The organism is Pseudobutyrivibrio sp. UC1225 (assembly GCF_900115215.1).
Taxonomy (GTDB): domain Bacteria; phylum Bacillota; class Clostridia; order Lachnospirales; family Lachnospiraceae; genus Pseudobutyrivibrio.
In genome coordinates this window covers 1-17,455 of the sequence record NZ_FOVQ01000019.1, presented here as the reverse complement: position 1 = coordinate 17,455, position 17,455 = coordinate 1, and the positions used below count along the sequence as shown (strand labels likewise).

At 40.4% G+C, this 17,455-nt stretch carries 15 protein-coding genes, 8 tRNA genes and 1 rRNA gene; 2 read left to right on the top strand and 22 right to left on the bottom strand.

Annotated elements, in window-relative coordinates:
* Positions 1-23: 23 nt before the first annotated feature.
* The 7 genes from BMZ41_RS14735 to BMZ41_RS14705 all read right to left on the bottom strand — a co-directional run bounded on the left by BMZ41_RS14735 (position 24) and on the right by BMZ41_RS14705 (position 7,708).
* The gene (locus tag BMZ41_RS14735) at positions 24-953 is read right to left on the bottom strand and encodes a M14 family metallopeptidase (protein WP_090170375.1); all 930 of its coding nucleotides are present in this window, start codon (positions 951-953) and stop codon (positions 24-26) included.
* Complete coding sequence (locus BMZ41_RS14730) at positions 950-1,927, bottom strand: M14 family metallopeptidase (protein WP_090531025.1); 978 nt, start codon at positions 1,925-1,927, stop codon at positions 950-952. The genes BMZ41_RS14735 and BMZ41_RS14730 overlap by 4 nt, the downstream gene beginning before the upstream one ends.
* A complete protein-coding gene (locus tag BMZ41_RS14725) occupies positions 1,902-2,714 on the bottom strand; it encodes a transglutaminase-like domain-containing protein (RefSeq protein ID WP_090531022.1) in 813 nt (270 codons plus the stop codon). Before BMZ41_RS14725 ends, BMZ41_RS14730 begins: the two co-directional genes overlap by 26 nt.
* Positions 2,711-3,385, bottom strand: coding sequence for an alpha-E domain-containing protein (locus BMZ41_RS14720; RefSeq protein ID WP_028248153.1), 675 nt, complete (start codon positions 3,383-3,385; stop codon positions 2,711-2,713). The genes BMZ41_RS14725 and BMZ41_RS14720 overlap by 4 nt, the downstream gene beginning before the upstream one ends.
* Entirely contained in the window at positions 3,367-4,725 is a 1,359-nt protein-coding gene (locus tag BMZ41_RS14715) for a circularly permuted type 2 ATP-grasp protein (protein ID WP_090170381.1), read from the bottom strand. The genes BMZ41_RS14720 and BMZ41_RS14715 overlap by 19 nt, the downstream gene beginning before the upstream one ends.
* A 116-nt stretch (positions 4,726-4,841) precedes the next feature.
* Positions 4,842-6,758, bottom strand: coding sequence for an NAD(+) synthase (locus BMZ41_RS14710; RefSeq protein ID WP_090531019.1), 1,917 nt, complete (start codon positions 6,756-6,758; stop codon positions 4,842-4,844).
* Between the two features lie 98 nt (positions 6,759-6,856).
* Positions 6,857-7,708 carry a YitT family protein gene (locus tag BMZ41_RS14705; protein ID WP_090531016.1) on the bottom strand — a complete coding sequence of 284 codons (852 nt, stop codon included), beginning with the start codon at positions 7,706-7,708 and terminating at the stop codon, positions 6,857-6,859.
* A 181-nt stretch (positions 7,709-7,889) separates the two neighbouring features.
* Here BMZ41_RS14705 and BMZ41_RS14700 point away from each other — a divergent pair, with 181 nt between their 5' ends.
* On the top strand, positions 7,890-9,425 hold the full coding sequence (locus BMZ41_RS14700) for an alanine/glycine:cation symporter family protein (protein ID WP_090170387.1): 1,536 nt from the start codon (positions 7,890-7,892) through the stop codon (positions 9,423-9,425).
* 72 nt (positions 9,426-9,497) lie between these two features.
* On the opposite strand, the gene BMZ41_RS14695 is transcribed toward BMZ41_RS14700, so the two are convergent.
* The 3 genes from BMZ41_RS14695 to BMZ41_RS14685 are packed head-to-tail and all read right to left on the bottom strand — an operon-like array spanning position 9,498 to position 13,034.
* Positions 9,498-9,986 (bottom strand): NUDIX hydrolase, encoded by a 489-nt coding sequence (locus BMZ41_RS14695; RefSeq protein ID WP_090531013.1) that lies wholly within the window; start codon positions 9,984-9,986, stop codon positions 9,498-9,500.
* 47 nt (positions 9,987-10,033) lie between these two features.
* Positions 10,034-12,646 (bottom strand): heavy metal translocating P-type ATPase, encoded by a 2,613-nt coding sequence (locus BMZ41_RS14690; RefSeq protein WP_090531010.1) that lies wholly within the window; start codon positions 12,644-12,646, stop codon positions 10,034-10,036.
* Positions 12,647-12,698: 52 nt separating this feature from the next.
* Complete coding sequence (locus BMZ41_RS14685; protein ID WP_090531008.1) at positions 12,699-13,034, bottom strand: metal-sensing transcriptional repressor; 336 nt, start codon at positions 13,032-13,034, stop codon at positions 12,699-12,701.
* Positions 13,035-13,239: 205 nt separating this feature from the next.
* On the opposite strand from BMZ41_RS14685, the gene BMZ41_RS14680 reads away from it, so the two are divergent.
* Positions 13,240-14,190, top strand: coding sequence for a phosphatase PAP2 family protein (locus BMZ41_RS14680; protein ID WP_090531005.1), 951 nt, complete (start codon positions 13,240-13,242; stop codon positions 14,188-14,190).
* Between the two features lie 97 nt (positions 14,191-14,287).
* Here BMZ41_RS14680 and BMZ41_RS14675 read toward each other — a convergent pair whose 3' ends face one another.
* From BMZ41_RS14675 to BMZ41_RS14620, 12 genes are all read right to left on the bottom strand, one after another.
* Positions 14,288-15,034 carry an HAD family hydrolase gene (locus BMZ41_RS14675; RefSeq protein WP_090531002.1) on the bottom strand — a complete coding sequence of 249 codons (747 nt, stop codon included), beginning with the start codon at positions 15,032-15,034 and terminating at the stop codon, positions 14,288-14,290.
* 18 nt (positions 15,035-15,052) lie between these two features.
* Complete coding sequence (locus tag BMZ41_RS14670) at positions 15,053-15,799, bottom strand: hypothetical protein (RefSeq protein ID WP_090531000.1); 747 nt, start codon at positions 15,797-15,799, stop codon at positions 15,053-15,055.
* Positions 15,800-15,845: 46 nt separating this feature from the next.
* Positions 15,846-16,124 carry an acylphosphatase gene (locus BMZ41_RS14665; protein WP_177184257.1) on the bottom strand — a complete coding sequence of 93 codons (279 nt, stop codon included), beginning with the start codon at positions 16,122-16,124 and terminating at the stop codon, positions 15,846-15,848.
* A gap of 113 nt (positions 16,125-16,237) precedes the next feature.
* Positions 16,238-16,311: transfer RNA gene (locus tag BMZ41_RS14660), tRNA-Arg, on the bottom strand.
* A 21-nt stretch (positions 16,312-16,332) separates the two neighbouring features.
* Positions 16,333-16,416, bottom strand: a tRNA-Leu gene (locus BMZ41_RS14655).
* 20 nt (positions 16,417-16,436) lie between these two features.
* Positions 16,437-16,509 (bottom strand) — tRNA-Val (locus BMZ41_RS14650).
* A 20-nt stretch (positions 16,510-16,529) separates the two neighbouring features.
* Positions 16,530-16,603: transfer RNA gene (locus BMZ41_RS14645), tRNA-Asp, on the bottom strand.
* Between the two features lie 25 nt (positions 16,604-16,628).
* A tRNA-Ile gene (locus BMZ41_RS14640) sits at positions 16,629-16,702 on the bottom strand.
* Positions 16,703-16,768: 66 nt separating this feature from the next.
* Positions 16,769-16,841, bottom strand: a tRNA-Thr gene (locus BMZ41_RS14635).
* Positions 16,842-16,869: 28 nt separating this feature from the next.
* A tRNA-Glu gene (locus BMZ41_RS14630) sits at positions 16,870-16,941 on the bottom strand.
* Between the two features lie 81 nt (positions 16,942-17,022).
* Positions 17,023-17,095 (bottom strand) — tRNA-Asn (locus BMZ41_RS14625).
* A gap of 70 nt (positions 17,096-17,165) precedes the next feature.
* A 23S ribosomal RNA gene (locus BMZ41_RS14620) occupies positions 17,166-17,455 on the bottom strand; the annotation flags it as partial.

Genomic DNA, 17,455 nt, shown 5'->3' with positions numbered 1-17,455 from the left:
TCCCCAATTGTCTCCTTCTTTTTTTATGATAACGGAATAAGCTTAAAAGCCGCTGTATTCTGATACACTATCGGACTATCGTACTCAAAAGCTATAATCCCGTCTGTACTTGCAGTCACTGTCTGAATAACTTCTCCAGTATATGGATTAGTAACATATGCCATCACCTGCCCCTTGATCACTACATCACCAGCTTGTACTATTGGTTCCATAAATCCAGCATTAGCTGTTCTGATACTTATAAATTTGCCACTTTCTATGACTTTTGAAACACAGCCTTCTGTACTTTCGTAATCAATAACTCCTTCTTTTGCCAGGAAATTCAGCACAGCATGTACACCAATTTCAGCGCTCTTTTTATCTATCTTTTCCGTACTGGATGTATAAATAGAGAAGGCCTCGGTGTCCCAAATTTGCCAATTGTAGTTTAGGGTTGCTGTATCAAAGGGTCTTGGGTTGTGGATAACTACAAAGGGTAATCCAAACGCCTTGGCCATCTCTACGTTTTCATTTCCAGTTTTCATAATCCTTACCTGGGGCACAAAATGCCCAGGCATATAGAAGGACGCAAACTGGATTCCAAACTTATAATCTTTTATCTGCTCAAATATTCCTGCTGCGATTCTCTGTGTTGTTTCCCCTTTTTCGTATCCAGGAAACATTCTGTTTATATCAGTATTATCAATACTCCAAAATCGTTTTTTTATATTCATGGAATAAGGATTTCCACTGGGCACTACCATGATGGACTTGTCCTTGGAAATCTTTCCACACTCTTCTAGTTCCTTCAGTTTCTTTATCAACAAACTGCACACGTACACCTGTTGATATTCATTTCCTCGTAGGCTACCAACGATACATGCGGTCTTTTCACCTTCTCCAAAAACATAGCCTTTTACCCTGAAATCGTCTCTGTATAATCCCTTAAACGAATATATAACCTCTTCTCTCATACCTGATTCTCCAATAATACCTTTTCCTTGAGAATTCTTCCCGTAAGCGAACCTTCCTCCACTACAGGATATTCTCTAACTGTAAAAATCATCCCCTTTTCTGGTGCTTTGATTTCAGCTATTACTTCTCCACTTAACGGATTAATAATCTTTCCTACTAATTCTCCTTTTTCTACCACACTTCCATGTTTCTTTTCCTTCATATATATACCTGAACAAGGCGCGTTCAGATAACAAACATCATCTCCATCTGCATCATAGGCAACAATTGCTTCTTTCATATCAGGAACTGCTCCCGTCCATATTCCCAGCTCCTTCATGAGAGAAAAAATGCCGTCCGTCAGTTGATTACCATACTCTTCAGTAATTCTCATACCCACTCCCATTTCCACAACAAGGGTATTCGTTCCTTTGCTGTTAAGAGAATAAGCTAGAGTGGATTCTAAAACTGTGCTGGCACCATGTACCCATATCAAATCCATATTTGCTTTCTTTGCTATCGGTACAAGTGCATCAGCATTCAATTCGTTTATACGAATCTGTGGAACCTCTGTAAGGAAAATATTGCTGGCATGAATATCTATTACAAGGTCTGCTCCCTCCAGTTCCTCAATAATTTTATATGCCAGATACTCGTTCATATCTCCATCAAGATTGCCTGGAAAAATTCTGTTCATATCCAGGTCAAAAGCTGGAATTCCTCTTGTAATGGAATCAATTCCAAAGGGATTCATCGCCGGATATATGTCTACTATGCCGTTTAAGCTATCAACCTGCTCCCTAATCCTCCTTGATAGCTCATAGCACACATACTGTCCTTCCAATTCATCCCCATGGATTCCGGTCACTATGCATATTCTTTTCTGTCTCTTCTTCCTGTCAGCCACAAATCTATGCTTCGTAATTACGAATTCCTCATCTACAGGAAGCGACAACCTCACTACATCTTCAATTGATTCCAACAATTCCTTCATCAAAAACCTCTTCCACAACCACATTTATGTCCTGAATCTGAGTAACATTTCCGGTGAATATTCCCTGATTTACAAGACAATCCTCTGAATCTCTTCCATTGGATATTTTAATATATTCATCTCCCACAAGCTTATAATTGGTAGGATCAAACCCAAGCCATTTTCGTTCGTTCCATATCTCTACCCAGGCATGTGATAGTCCCTCACCCATCATCATGCCTGCAACATAGCGACAGGGTATACCTTCCATTCGACAAAGAGAAAGCATGATATGTGCATAATCCTGACAAACACCGCTCCCGCCAACAAGTGCCTCCTCCGAGGTTGTAGACATATTTGTAACCCCTTGCACATACTGAAAAGAATTACTTAACCCTTCCATAATGACTGATGCCTTATCAAGAGCTGAATCAAATCTTTTCAAATCAAGCTTCTGATAATACTCCAAAGTCTTAAGTCCTGGCTTTGTCTTTGGCGTTTGATATTTAAATATACCTATCTTGTGAAGTTCATCTGCTTTCTCGTACTCTTCTCTGCCAGTTACGGCAATTCCATTTACATCAAATCCGAAACTGTTATGGAGCTCATTTGTGTATCCAAATAAGGTAATGTTTCCGTAGGAATCCTCATCCTCACTGGTCACATTATCTGGATACACCTCCACCGCCAAATTTTCGATTTTTTGTAAATCAGTATCATGTGGAACACACTTAAGTGAAAATCTATGATTTTTTACGTAGTCACTAAAAGTGAGCTTCATATGATAGCCAAACTGTAGCTTTTTCAAAGCTCCTCACCTACCAATTGTTCAATCTCATCTGTCAACGTCTCATAAGGCATATCATCCAACTGCACTAGATAATTTATGTGCGCCATCCTTGTACTGTCATATCGCATGGTGCTTTTATCGATACGATTAGTAAGTCTTCTTGTCTCCTTACGAATCCTCTCAGGAAATACTTTTAGTCGTGAATATAAATCAATTCGTTCCACAAGCTTACCAACCCGTATCATGTTCCGTATTGAGGACTCCTCAATGTCATCATCCGCCATTCCCCAGAATGCAGCTATATTATCCGTCACATGCTGTAAGCCAATTAATGGTGATTTGTTGATTGCGGCCTGATTCATGGCATATACCGCCAATTGGATATATGAAAGGGATTCACTTCCGATTTCTTCCCTTAGAACAATCGCGTTATCATAGGCCCTCATCAGGTTAGAAAAGATTGAATTCTCATCCTCCAGGGAAAAGCAATATCGAGCAACAAAATCCTCCTTGCTCTTATAGATGTTTGGAATATCCTGACTTTCGCAGAACTTTTCGTACTCCAAATCATCAATATCAATCATTGAATCAAATCTGGCCTCAAAAACCTTTATGGTGGTATACACTCGCTCTGTATATCTGCCAAGCCAGTATAATCTGTCTGTGTTCTCTACTGAGATAATACCCATGTATCTTTAAATCCTCCTCCCTGCGAAGAATTAACAATAAATGAATCTGGATTTCTGGAGAATCTGGTCAATCCACTTTTCCATACCATTGGTTCATCCCCCATAAGTACAAAGGCTCTCAAGTCCGCTTTTCTTGGAAGAAGCTCGCATTTTTCCATGATATCGATATCCAGAAAATCTATAACCTCCTGCGCAATGAATCTTCGAGGCTCACTCTTCAACATCTCCTTGAAGTTTGCTTTTTCCTCTGAGTTCATCTTGCTGCCGAACACTACTCCATATCCACCAGCCTCTGCCACATCCTTTAAAACCAGCTTGTCAAAATTCTCCAGCACATACTTCATATCCTCTTCATAGTATGGAAGATAGGTTGGGGCATTATTGAGAATTGGCTCCTCATTCAGATAATATTTCACCATCTTTGGAACGAAATAATATATTCCCTTATCATCTGCCACACCATTTCCTGGTGCATTGATAAGTGCAACATTTCCCTTTCTGTAAATATCAAAAATGTGAGGAATGCCAATTACTGAATCCTTCCTAAAGGTCATTGGGTCAAGATATTCATCTGATATTCGTCTGTATACAGCTCCTACTCTCTCTTTACGTCCCGAATAATCGATAAAATACAAGTGGTCATTTTCAACTATCAGCTCGTGCCCAGAAGCCAAATGCGCACCTGTCTTTTCTGCAAGATACGAGTGTTCAAAATAAGCTGCATTATATCTGCCTGGAGTCAAGATGACCGTGTGTCCTCCCACATTCACATGGTCCATAGTACGACGTAGCATAGCGGCATAGTTTCTGTTGTCTTCAACATGTTTTCCCGTAAAAAGATCCGGTGAGCTTCTTCTGGAAATCATTCGCGCAATCATTGGGTAAGATGCGCCTGAAGGGATTCTTAGGTTATCCTCCAGAACATACCAGTCTCCATCCTTCGCCTGAACTAAATCAATACCTGCTATGTGGGCATATATTCCCTTGGGTGGCTTGATTCCATCGCACTGAGGTAAATATCCACTACCGGCGTAAATAAATTCCTCCGGTATGATGCCGTCTCTAACAATATGCTTGTCGCCATAGATGTCGTTAATAAAACAATTTAGAGCTACAACTCTTTGCTTCAATCCTTTTTCAAGGTAGGTAAACTCATCCTTATCAATGATTCTTGGAATCATATCAAATGGAAAAAGCTGCTCTTTGAATTCATTGTTTTTATAAATTCCAAACTTAACACCATACCTGGCCAATTGCTCATTAACAGCCCCAGAACCTGCATAGATTTCCATATCCTCAACCCGTTCTTTTTTACTAAAAATGTCTGCGTATGTTGTCATGCTCTCTCTCCTCCTTTCTGTAAAATAAAAAGGCGCCTCAAGCCACAATTGTGACTCAAAACGCCTTTGTTTGATTAAAGTATACGGAAATTTAAAGAATATGCAACTGTTTTCTATCAAATCATTTCAATTTCTTTCATCCAGAGATTTACTGCTGCATCACTTGGCATTCTGAAATCTCCTCTTGGAGATAAGGTTACTGTACCAACCTTGGGACCATCTGGCATGCAGCTTCTCTTGAACTGCTGAGTGAAGAATCTCCAGTAGAACTTCTTCAACCATTTAAGGATTTCTTCACGGCTGTAGTCACCCTCAAAAGATTTTTGTGCCAGCCTGAAAATCTTTGATGGTGAAAATCCAAAACGGAGCATGTAATACAGGAAGTAATCGTGAAGCTCGTATGGTCCTACCAAATCCTCGGTCTTCTGTGAAATCTTTCCATCCTCATCTGGTGGAAGAAGCTCTGGGCTGACTGGTGTATCAAAAATATCTTTTAGAGTACTACTGAGGATACCCTCTGTTCTGTTTGCCTCATATTCCACCAGCCATCTCACAAGTGTCTTTGGAATTGAAGAATTAACAGCATACATTGACATATGGTCGCCATTATAGGTAGCCCATCCCAAGGCAAGCTCCGACAAATCACCTGTGCCAATTACAATTCCACCAAGCATGTTTGCCTTGTCCATAAGAATCTGGGTACGTTCTCTGGCCTGACCATTCTCATAGGTGACATCGTGGTTGCTGCTATCCTGACCTATATCTTCAAAATGCTGACTGACACTTGCTTTGATGTTTATCTCTTCAAGTGTGGTACCGTATGCCTCAGCAAGTCGGCAGGCATTTGTGTATGTTCTGTCTGTAGTGCCAAAGCATGGCATGGTGATACAGTGAATTCCCTTTTTATCAAGCCCTAGTCTGTCAAATGCATGGACTGTTACGATAAGAGCCAGTGTAGAATCAAGTCCTCCTGACAATCCTATAACTACATTCTTGCAACCAATATGTCTGATTCTTGTCATAAGCCCCACAGCCTGCATTGTAAGAATTTCCTCACATCGACTATCCAAATCATATTTTACAGTAGGAACGAATGGTGTCTTTGGTGGAGCAAATGTTATCTTTGTCTCCTCTGGCTTTAATGAAAATTCTGACTGATGACTTTCACAATCCGTATTTACGGTAAATGTATTCATACGTCTTCGTTCGTGTACAAGTCTGTCCACATCCACATCTGCGATTATCATCTCATTATCAAAGATTTTTGATTCCGCATATACGGTACCATTTTCTGCAATAATGTTGTGCCCGGCGAAAACCATATCCTGTGTGGACTCTCCCACACCTGCGTCCGCATAAGCATATGCACAAAGAAGACTTCCTGATTTTGCCTTAATAAGATTTCTTCTGTAATCTGCCTTTCCAATTACCTCATCACTTGCAGAAAGATTAAAGATAATTGTGGCACCTGCCTTTGCCAACTTCACTGATGGTGTTTCTGCCACCCAAAGATCCTCGCATATCTCTATTCCAAATTTCAGATTGCTCAGTTCCTGGCAAGAAAAAACGTGATTACTGCAAAGAGTTGTAGTTCCAGCTGCACCAAAGCTTATTTCCTCCATGAGGTTATCATCAGCTGGTGTAAAATGTCTCAGCTCATAAAACTCACTGTAGTTTGGAATATTTTTCTTTGCTGTGGCACCAATTACTTTGCCACCCTTTATCACTGCTGCAATATTGTAAAGCTTGTTTCTCACCTGATATGGCAAGCCCACTATAATCACTATATCAAGCTCAGATGTTGCACTAGCAATCTCCTCCACAGCCTTCACTGCACCTTTAAGCAAAACATCTTGTAAAAATAAATCTCCACAGGTGTATCCTGTTATACCTAATTCTGGGAAACAGATAATCTTTACACCTTTCTCATTTGCTTCCCTGATTAATCTAATTATCTCAGTTGCATTGTGCTCAGTATCAGCTACCTTTATATCCGGTGTAGCACATGCAATTTTTATAAATCCGTCTTTCACTTTAGTTTTCCTTCCCGAAAAAAAATAAAAGACGCCCGCTAAAAAGCAAACGTCTTTGTCCTTTAGAATTTTAAAACTTTTTATTTAATTTGGCAAATCTATATTGATTTTATATGACTTCCCACAACCTCCGAAACATCTGAAATTGTAGTAAAGGTACTTCCAGGAAAATCATTGAGTAATGCCTTTAGTTCATAAATCTCAGCACGTGTTACCACGCAATAAAGAATATCCTTCTCATTGTTGGAAACAAGACCTTCTCCATGCAAAAATGTTACTGTACGCCCAAGCTTCGTGAAAATCTCATCTGCCAGCTTCCCGCCTTCATCAGTAATAATCATTACAGATTTTGCACTGCCAAAACCAATTTCAACAACATCAATCACCTTGGAAGAAATGAAATACATCAGCAGAGAATACATTCCCCTGTCAAAATCAAACACCATCCCGGCAATTGTGAAAATGAAAACATTAAAAATCAAAATAACCTGGCCGGTGGATATGGAGAAATTTCTGTTCAGGATAACAGCCACCACTTCGGTTCCATCCAGACAGCCACCACCCTTTAGCACCAGACCGACTCCAAGTCCCAGCAAGACTCCTCCGTAAGTTATGGCAAGCAACATTTCATCAGTAGCCTCTTCAACTGGTTCAAAAACTCCTGTCATAATTGAGAACAGAATAATAGCATAAATCATTCTCACAACCAGCTGATGCCCCATTTTTCTATAAGCCACTATAACAAAAGGCGCATTTATCAAAACAATCAAAATTCCTAGAGGAAGCGGAAGGAAGTGTGACACAATCATACTTATACCTGTCACGCCTCCATCGAAAATTCTATTTGGAACCAAAAACTCTTCAATAGAAAATGCAGCTATGATGGCACCTAAGGTAAGCTCCACATAGTAAATCAGCAGATTTCTCTTCTCTTTCATAGTATTTTTCATACTCGGTCCCTCTCATGAATCTCGCCCCGCAGTTATCTGTCTTAAGAAGTATAATATCATTCTAATCGTACAACTTCTCCTTTTCAAGAAAACTATCTGTTAAAATTTCTTGTAGACTTTGCTACTTTAATGTGCTAAACTGTCCGTAATTTATTATGGCTTTAATTTTGGAGGGTTGTATATGGAAAATTTTCTATCTCGCGTTGAAAACATCAACAACGCTGTAAATGGTTTCGTCTGGGGACTACCTATGCTTATCCTTTTGGTGGGTACTGGTATTCTTATGACCTGTCTTACAAGATTCTTTCAGATTTCACACTTTAAGCATTGGATTAAGAACACAATCGGTGGTATCTTCAAGGATTCCCACGTAACTGCACACACTGACAAAGAAGATACTCAGATTTCACAGTTCCAGAGCCTTTGCACAGCCTTAGCTGCAACAATCGGTACTGGTAACATCGCAGGTGTTGCTGCTGCTATCGCTTCTGGTGGTCCTGGTGCAATTTTCTGGATGTGGATTGTTGCCTTCTTTGGAATGATGACAAACTTCTCTGAAAATGTTCTCGGTATCTACTACCGTAGAAGAAATGAAAAGAACGAGTGGTGTGGTGGCGCTATGTACTATCTTCGCGATGGTCTTGGCGGAAAGAAGGGCTATAGACATCTTGGCTCCGGCCTTGCAGTTCTGTTCTCTGTTTTCTGTATTTTAGCTTCATTTGGTATCGGAAACATGGGTCAGATTAATTCCATCGCTGTAAATTTGAACTCCGTATTTGGAATTCCTTACATTGTTACTGGTATTTGCCTTATGGTATTCGCTGCTCTTGTAATTGTAGGTGGTTTGAAAAGAATCGCTGCTGTTACAGAAAAGCTGGTTCCATTTATGGCTCTTATCTACATGATTTGTGCACTTATTGTATGTGCCTTCCATATTGACCAGTTCGGAGCAGTTTTCACTTCTATCATTAAGAGTGCCTTTGGTATGCGTGCTGTTGGTGGTGGTATCGTTGGTAGTGGTGTTGCCATGGCTGTTCAGTTTGGTATGAAGCGAGGCGTTTTCTCAAATGAGGCAGGTCTTGGTTCTTCCGTAATGGTTCACTCAAGCTCAAACGTAAGAGAGCCTGTAGTTCAAGGTATGTGGGGAATCTTCGAGGTTTTTGCTGATACAATCATCGTTTGTAGTGTTACAGCTTTTGCTGTCCTTTCAAGCGGCTTGGTAGATTTGGAAACTGGAAAGGTAATTTCAGATCAAGTTTCTACTGCACTTGTTGCAGAAGCTTTCTCTACTGTATTTGGAAAATTTGGTTCTGCCTTTATTGCTATCGCAATCATTCCATTTGCATTTTCTACTGTTCTTGGCTGGAGCCAGTACGGTAGCAAGGCTTTTGAGTATCTTTTTGGCAGAAAAACAATCAAGTTCTACCATATAGTTTTCGTTGCTTTTATCGTAGTTGGTGCCACTATGGATTTGACACTTGCATGGGATCTTTCAGATACATTCAACGGACTTATGGCTATACCAAACCTTATCGGTGTAGTTACTCTTAGCGGTACTGTTATGAAGATTACACACAACTATGTTCAGAGAAATATCCTTCATATGAACGTAAAGCCTATGCTTTCTGCTTTAGATGATATTCAGGAATTACATGAGAAGGAGCTCCTTGAAAAAGCTCTCCAAAAAGAATTAAAAGAAAAAGAAAAAACAGCCTAATTAAAATCATAAAAATTAAGAGCTAAGACATTTGCGATTTACATTGTCTTAGCTCTTTTTATTTTCTTAATTTTATATATTCTGTTCATGAAGTAATTTCATGGCTCTGTAAGAAATCAGCTCATCCTCTTTCATGGCTAGAAGCTCATCTCTTGAAATCCATCTGTAATCAATGGTCTCACCATGCTGCAACACCACCGAATCCTTATCACAATCAGTCTCACAAATGTAAAGTACATAAATAGAATGATTCTTATCAATTACCATTCTACCAATCTCTCTTAAGGTTCCTTCGATGCCTGTCTCTTCTTTAAGCTCTCGCTTTGATGCCTCATCTGGTCCCTCGCCCTGTAAAGCAGAGCCCCCTGCGGAAAGCTCCCACTGACCACCATGAGTCTTCTCATGGTCTCTTTGCATAATCAGGTAGCTTCCATCTGTATGCTTCACGATAATGTCGCAAACCAAATGGTAGATATTGTCAGGAATATGTTGACCTCGCACAAGCGTTGACCCATCTATTCTAGTAAAATCCCTGTTGTACGCATCCCATAATTCTGCCATAAAAGCTCCTTTCAGCTACTACATGTAAGACTACGAAACTAATGTCATTATAATATACCGCCGTACTCGTATCCAGCCTCTTCTACAGCTGCCTTGATTGCTGCCTCATCAACATCCTTTGAATTAGTGATTGTTACAAGATTCTCCTCGTGTGATGCTACTGCGCTATCGATACCATCAATTGCCTCAAGTGCCTTCTTTACGTGTGCCTCACAATGCTGGCACATCATTCCCTTAACTGTAATCTTCATTTCTCCTGCTTCCTTTCTATCTTCATTTTTTGTTGCTTGTTTTATTAAAATCCCTTTTATTGGATTCTTAATCATTTTATCTTTCGAGCTGTCATAAGGCTTAATCCAATTAAGTCTTAACGCATTGCTAACTACACAGAAGCTCGATAATCCCATGGCTGCTGCACCAAAAATCGGATTAAGCTCCCAGCCAAATGCTGCGATGTAACATCCTGCTGCAAGAGGTATTCCAAGGATATTGTAGAAAAATGCCCAGAAAAGATTCTCGTGAATATTTGTAAGAGTCTTTCTTGAAATCCTTATAGCCGCTGCAACATCTTTAATGCTACTCTTCATTAATACTACATCTGCGGCATCAATTGCAATATCTGTTCCTGCACCAATTGCTATTCCAAGGTTTGCCGAGGTCAGTGCTGGCGCATCATTAATTCCATCGCCTACCATGGTGGTCATGCCATGCTCCATCAGCTGTCTTACCACAGCCTCCTTACCATCAGGCTTTACCGATGCAACCACTTCATCTACACCTGCCTGCTCTGCTATAGCAGCTGCCGTGATTTCATTGTCGCCTGTAAGCATTACCACGTGGATTCCCATATTCTTAAGCTCTGAAATAGCTTCCTTAGAATCTTCTTTAATTACATCTGCTACCGCTATTATTCCAAGAAGCTTTCCTTCCTTGGCAAATAATATTGGAGTCTTTCCACTGCGAGATAAATTATCTACTGTCTTTTCCACCTCAGAAATAATTCTCTCTGATTCTTGTGGATTAGTATTCTCTGCAAGGATTTTGCTGATAAATTTAAAACTGCCTCCATAAATCAGCTCACCATCCAGCCTAGCCTTAAGCCCATTTCCTGAAAGTGCTTCAAATTCTGTAGTCTCTTTCAATTCTAATTGCTTTTCAGAGGCATATTCTGTGATAGCCTTTGAAATCGGATGTTCGCTCTTTGATTCCAGAGCATAGGCTGTTGTTAATAACTTGTAGGCCTCTCTGGCAGAAATCTTAAATTCAACATGTCCTTCATCTGAACTTTGTATTACAGGCATTATGTCTGTAATTTTCATTTCGCCAGTGGTGATTGTTCCTGTCTTATCCAGTGCCACTATCTGAGTCTTACCAGCCTGCTCCAGTGATGCCGCAGTCTTGAATAATACTCCTGTTTTTGCAGCCACACCATTTCCAACCATGATAGCTACTGGTGTTGCAAGCCCCAATGCACATGGGCAGCTGATTACAAGAACTGATACGGCTCTTGCTATAGCGTAGCCCACAGTCTGACCTACAAGAAGCCATGAAATAAATGTAATTACCGAAATGGATATTACAGCTGGCACAAACACTCCTGATACTCTGTCAGCAATCTTTGCGATAGGTGCCTTAGTGGCTGCCGCATCGCTTACCATTTTTATAATGGCTGAAAGTGTAGTGTCCTCACCAACTTTCTTTGCCTCGCAGACCATATAGCCTGAAGAATTAATTGTGGCAGCATAGACCTTGTCACCCACAGCTTTCTCCGCTGGTACGCTCTCGCCTGTAAGGGCCGCTTCATTTACCGCGCTTTCCCCTTCTACTACAATACCATCCACGGGTATGCTGTCTCCAGGTCTTACCACAAATCTGTCGCCCACCTGCACCTCTTCAATAGGCACTGTGATTTCTTCACCATCCCTAAGGATCACTGCTGTCTTAGGTGCAAGCTTCATTAATCCCTTTAGGGCATCGGTAGTCTTTCCCTTTGATTTGGCCTCAAGCATCTTACCAACTGTAATAAGGGTAAGAATCATTGCCGCCGCCTCAAAATAAAACTGATTCATAAAATATATTATTTGCTCTTCATCATTTGCTAACACCGCAGAGGTCATTGCAAACAATGCTACTACGCTATACACATATGATGCTGTAGCACCTAATGCCACCAGCGTATCCATATTAGGAGATTTATGAATCAGCCCTCTAAACCCACTGATGAAAAACTTCTGGTTAATCACCATAACAAGCCCAGCTAATATCAGTTGATACAATCCCATTGCTACATGATTACCATCCAAAAATCCTGGTAGTGGCCAATCCCATAGCATATGTCCCATGGACACATACATAAGAGGAATCAATAGAATAATTGAAGCAATCAATCTCTTCTTCATCTTTGGCGTCTCTGTATCCTTTAACGAATCTTCTGAGGCTGCCTGTTCTTTTGCACCACCTTCAGCCTTAATGCTTGCACCATAACCTGCTGCCTCAACAGCTGCTATGATTGCCTCGGGAGAAGCAGTTCCCTCTACTCCCATTGAATTTGTTAATAAGCTGACTGCACAACTATCCACGCCTTCCACAGCGCTAACAGCCTTTTCCACTCTGGTCTGGCATGCAGCGCAGCTCATTCCTGTTACTTTGTATTGTTCCATATAATCACCTATAAACTTCCTGTGCTATAGAGTGTCAAACCCTATATTCATGTTACTTCATAAGCTTCTGCAAGGTACATACAAGCTCATCGATAACCTCATCGTTTCCTTCTCTGATGTTATCTGCTACACAAGTCTTCATATGATTTGCAAGTAATACCTTATTAAAGCTGTTTAAGGCAGAAGTGATGGCTGACACCTGAACAAGAATATCTGTACAGTATGCATCATTTTCAAGCATGTTCTCTACGCCTCTTACCTGCCCCTCAATTCTCTTGAGTCTGTTCATGAGATCCTTAAACTCTTTGTCTTCTCTCTCTTTTGTCTTTCCTGAACAGCAGCAACATTCCTCCTGCTTCAAGTTCTCTTTATTTGTATTATCTGCCATAAGAATTTCTCCTTTTACATTTCTAACCGAGTTCTCAACATACCCCTATGGGGTATCATTGTTGAATGGATTATATACCCTATAGGGGTATATTGTCAACACTATGATAATACACACTTTTTTAATTTTATATACATATTATTTTCACATAATAAGACTACACTTATGCCTATGTTGTGTAGAAAAATAAAAAGGAGAGATGCTTATGAGTTTTGATATCCAGTATTTATTATGGTTACAAGATTTAAGAAATGCCACTGGCGGAGCCTTTGATGAGTTTTTCAATGCTCTGTCAAAATTTGCAGTAGATGTATTACCATTTTTACCTTACATAGTTTTTTGGGGATACAACAAGAAGTGGGGATACCGCTTTATGACCGCTTTTTGGAGTGGTGAACTTGTAAATGGCCTTCTTAAACTTACGGTATGTGCTTACAGACCATGGATTAGATCAGATTTGATTGAACCGGCAGGTGATTCTAAAGTTGCAGCCACAGGTTATTCTTTCCCTAGTGGCCATTCAACAAATGCCACCACCATGTACGGTACTTCTATAGCGTGGCAAAAGGACAAGAGACGCTGGCTTGCTATTACACTTGGAATAATTCTTTTCCTGACCTGCTTTTCAAGAAATTTCCTTGGAGTTCATACCCCACAGGATGTTTTGGTAGGTTTCGGATGTTCAACAATCATCGTTATTCTCGTAGGCTTTATTCAGAATAAAGTTGGCGATAACGAGACTTTGAGCGATAAGCTTACATTAGCCGGTATTATCGTAGTTATAGCCACTCTTATCTATATTCAGGTAAAGCCTTATCCTATGGATTATATAGATGGGCAGCTTCTTGTTGACCCACAGAAAATGATGAACGATACCTTCAAAGCCTGCGGCGGAATGACAGGATTCTTAATTGGCAGCTACATCGAACGCCACTACCTAAAATATGAAATTCCTGTTGGCGATGCAGCTCTTCGACTTCCAATGCTTACTGCTATTGGCGCTGCAATCATGTTCGCATGGAAAGAATTATTTGCTGCAGCAACAATCGTCCAGTTATTCGCTGGACACTGGGGCAACTTTATCGCAAGATGCCTTATGACATTATTTGCTCTAACTCTTTGGCCATTAGTTATTAAGAAAGAATGCCATAGTTAAATCCTTCCAAAATTATATTTTATATTCAAAAAGAGATAGGCATCGACCTATCTCTTTTTGCTATAAACTTTATTAAGTTCATTACTCATATTTTTTACTAAGCTATAATATTGGAAGGTGTAATAAATGTAGGTTCTAAGATAACTTTAACCTTATCCATATCTGCACCACACCTTGCGAAATCTCTCTTTAAGTCCCAGCTAGGATGATTGTAGGTGTTAAGAAGTATTGCATCAATTCCCACTGCAGTAGCTACTCCCACATCAGCAAGAACTTCATTTCCTATCATCACACACTCATCTTTTATAAGGGAATGCTTATCAAGCAATTCCTGAAGGAAATTACCATCAGGCTTCTTTATCCCCTTATCTGAAGAAATAAAAATATCATCAAAATACTTAGTAATATCAGTATCTTCCATTTCCTTTTCTGTATATAGTCTCTGGGCGTTAGACAGTAGATATATCTTTCCGCCAGCTTCTTTGATGGCAGCCAAAGTCTCTGCCACTCCATCATATCTTTTCAGCTTTACGCGGGAAGTTTCCCTAAAGTCATTGCAAAACCTTCTCATTTCTACATCTGATACTGGCTTCCCAATTAACTTTTCCCATACCCACTCGATTTTAATCTCTGGATGCTTACTGCCATTTTCTCTAGCAAGTCTTTTCTCCTCAGCCTTACAAAGCTTAAGATACTCTTGGTTTAATTTCTTGGAATCGATGACCGTACCAAAGTTTGTTTCAAAATACTCCGAGGTATACTCCCAGAGCTTTGGATTTTTCTCATCTGTATGTATATCAATTAATGTTCCATATAAATCAAAAATATAGTTCTTGTACTTCATAACTCTAGTAAAAATCTCCTAATTATCTCCAAAAACCTTTTGATACAGTGCTTCATACTCTGCTTCAGCGATCTCATTTTCACCCTGATAATATGTCTTCACACCAGTGTCTTCCCAGTCTTCCCATCCGAAGCTAAGAGAATCCACCACCTCAAGGTTTCCATTAAACTTTGTTAACTCATAAGTGCATCTGCCACCATGTGTTGTATCACTGTGAACTATCCAATAGGCACCATCATACTTTGTGTAAGAACACATAGCTGCTGTGCCTTCGCCCTGGGCAAAGCAAACTACCTTGCCATCCTTACAATCAAAGCACATATCTCCGTATACAGAATTCTGTAAAATAAACTCAACTTCACCATCATTATCCAAATCAACAGGCTCCAATTTTTCTACAACCATGGTGACATCTAACTCATCCTCTGGAGTGGAATCTTCAAACTGAAAGTAAGTATTATCCATTGTCCATGTAGTGTCATCATAGTAAGAACGTGCTTCTGCTGTAATCTTTCCATCACAAAAGGCCTGGAATAATTCTTCCGGTGACATCCCGACGTCATCAGTATCCGCTGATTGCTCACCAGCCATAGGTACTTCAGAATCCTCCAAAGTAACATCCTGCTTTTCGTGATTCTGTGCTATATCTGTATTGTCTTCTATATTATTTGATTGTAAGAAAAACCAGGCCCCGCATCCACCAACCAATAGTAGTGCCACTATTATTGTTGTTATTGAGACTATTCTCTTTTGCTTTCTTCTCATTATTTCTTAATTATTCTCCCTAATCATTTCTAATAACACAAACCGCTTAATATTGTATTATAAAACTCCGCTCATCTTCTTCAAGTGGCATTTTTTCTTTTTCAAGTTCATAAATATCTATGAATCTATCTGATGCCAGTGATTTAAGAAACATATATATTTCCTGTTCAGAGCCCTGTATTTCCGCTGTAACAGAGCCATCATATTCATTCTTTACATACCCAGTTAGACGATATTGATTAGCTATATGACTAGCCTTGTATCTAAAACCTACACCCTGTACTCGCCCTATGAATATCATTTTATATCTTACTATATCACTCATAGTATTCCTCTAATTCATAATATAAAAATCACATAGACTATAATACAACAATTCATAATCAAATTGGGAAAAAAATAAGAGATAGGAATCATTTCCTATCTCTTATTACTAAGCGTGCGTGAGAGGATTCGAACCCCCGACACCTTGGTCCGTAGCCAAGTGCTCTATCCAGCTGAGCTACACACACATATTTACTCAATAGAGTAAATGCCGTAGACCGGAATCGAACCGGTACGATGTCGCCACCACGGGATTTTAAGTCCCGCGCGTCTGCCAGTTCCGCCACTACGGCATAGTCTATTAAAAGACTAATGGGACCTACAGGGCTCGAACCTGTGACCCCCTGCTTGTAAGGCAGATGCTCTCCCAGCTGAGCTAAGATCCCATAATGTTAAAACTGGAAAACGACCCCAGAGGGACTTGAACCCTCGACCTCCGCCGTGACAGGGCGGCGCTCTAACCAACTGAGCCATGAGGCCATATTAAATATTTTTAAATAGAAAGTGGACCCTCAGGGACTCGAACCCTGGACCGACCGGTTATGAGCCGGTTGCTCTAACCAACTGAGCTAAAGGTCCATATTGTAAGACTAACAAGCAAGACCTTTATAAAAAAAATTGGCCTCTTTCTACTCAATAGAAAAAAGCCGATGATCGGACTCGAACCGATAACCTGCTGATTACAAATCAGCTGCTCTGCCAATTGAGCCACATCGGCTTAATACTAAGTATTGCCTAAAGGCAAATGACTCCGACGGGAATTGAACCCGTGTTACCGCCGTGAAAGGGCGATGTCTTAACCGCTTGACCACGGAGCCAAACTAGCTGAAATCCAACGCCTGAATTCAGCGACTGATTAATAATAACATACAAAGTTGAAATAATCAACATCATATGAGCTCCCCAAGTAGGACTCGAACCTACGACAACTCGGTTAACAGCCGAGTGCTCTACCAACTGAGCTATTGAGGAATATTATCTTTTGGCTGCTTTAGCAACCTCAAAACTTCATACAGTGTTCGAGAACACGCTTACATCTTTTTAGAATAAACCTTCGATCTATTAGTATTCATCAGCTGAATGCGTTACCGCACTTACACCTTGAACCTATCTACCTTATCGTCTTTAAGGGATCTTATCTCCTTGAAGGAGGGGATATCTCATCTTGAGGGGGGCTTCACGCTTAGATGCCTTCAGCGTTTATCCCGTCCAGACTTGGCTACTCAGCTATGCCGTTGGTCGACAGCTGATACACCAGTGGTCCGTCCACCCCGGTCCTCTCGTACTAGGGGCAGCTCCTCTCAAATATCCTACGCCCGCGCCGGATAGGGA

Bases quoted from the DNA above. Each gene is read 5' to 3' on its own strand.
- BMZ41_RS14735 (WP_090170375.1), bottom strand. From the start codon at position 953: ATGAGAGAAGAGGTTATATATTCGTTTAAGGGATTATACAGAGACGAT.
- BMZ41_RS14730 (WP_090531025.1), bottom strand. From the start codon at position 1,927: ATGAAGGAATTGTTGGAATCAATTGAAGATGTAGTGAGGTTGTCGCTT.
- BMZ41_RS14720 (WP_028248153.1), bottom strand. From the start codon at position 3,385: ATGGGTATTATCTCAGTAGAGAACACAGACAGATTATACTGGCTTGGC.
- BMZ41_RS14715 (WP_090170381.1), bottom strand. From the start codon at position 4,725: ATGACAACATACGCAGACATTTTTAGTAAAAAAGAACGGGTTGAGGAT.
- BMZ41_RS14705 (WP_090531016.1), bottom strand. From the start codon at position 7,708: ATGAAAAATACTATGAAAGAGAAGAGAAATCTGCTGATTTACTATGTG.
- BMZ41_RS14700 (WP_090170387.1), top strand. From the start codon at position 7,890: ATGGAAAATTTTCTATCTCGCGTTGAAAACATCAACAACGCTGTAAAT.
- BMZ41_RS14695 (WP_090531013.1), bottom strand. From the start codon at position 9,986: ATGGCAGAATTATGGGATGCGTACAACAGGGATTTTACTAGAATAGAT.
- BMZ41_RS14690 (WP_090531010.1), bottom strand. From the start codon at position 12,646: ATGGAACAATACAAAGTAACAGGAATGAGCTGCGCTGCATGCCAGACC.
- BMZ41_RS14685 (WP_090531008.1), bottom strand. From the start codon at position 13,034: ATGGCAGATAATACAAATAAAGAGAACTTGAAGCAGGAGGAATGTTGC.
- BMZ41_RS14680 (WP_090531005.1), top strand. From the start codon at position 13,240: ATGAGTTTTGATATCCAGTATTTATTATGGTTACAAGATTTAAGAAAT.
- BMZ41_RS14675 (WP_090531002.1), bottom strand. From the start codon at position 15,034: ATGAAGTACAAGAACTATATTTTTGATTTATATGGAACATTAATTGAT.
- BMZ41_RS14670 (WP_090531000.1), bottom strand. From the start codon at position 15,799: ATGAGAAGAAAGCAAAAGAGAATAGTCTCAATAACAACAATAATAGTG.
- BMZ41_RS14665 (WP_177184257.1), bottom strand. From the start codon at position 16,124: ATGAGTGATATAGTAAGATATAAAATGATATTCATAGGGCGAGTACAG.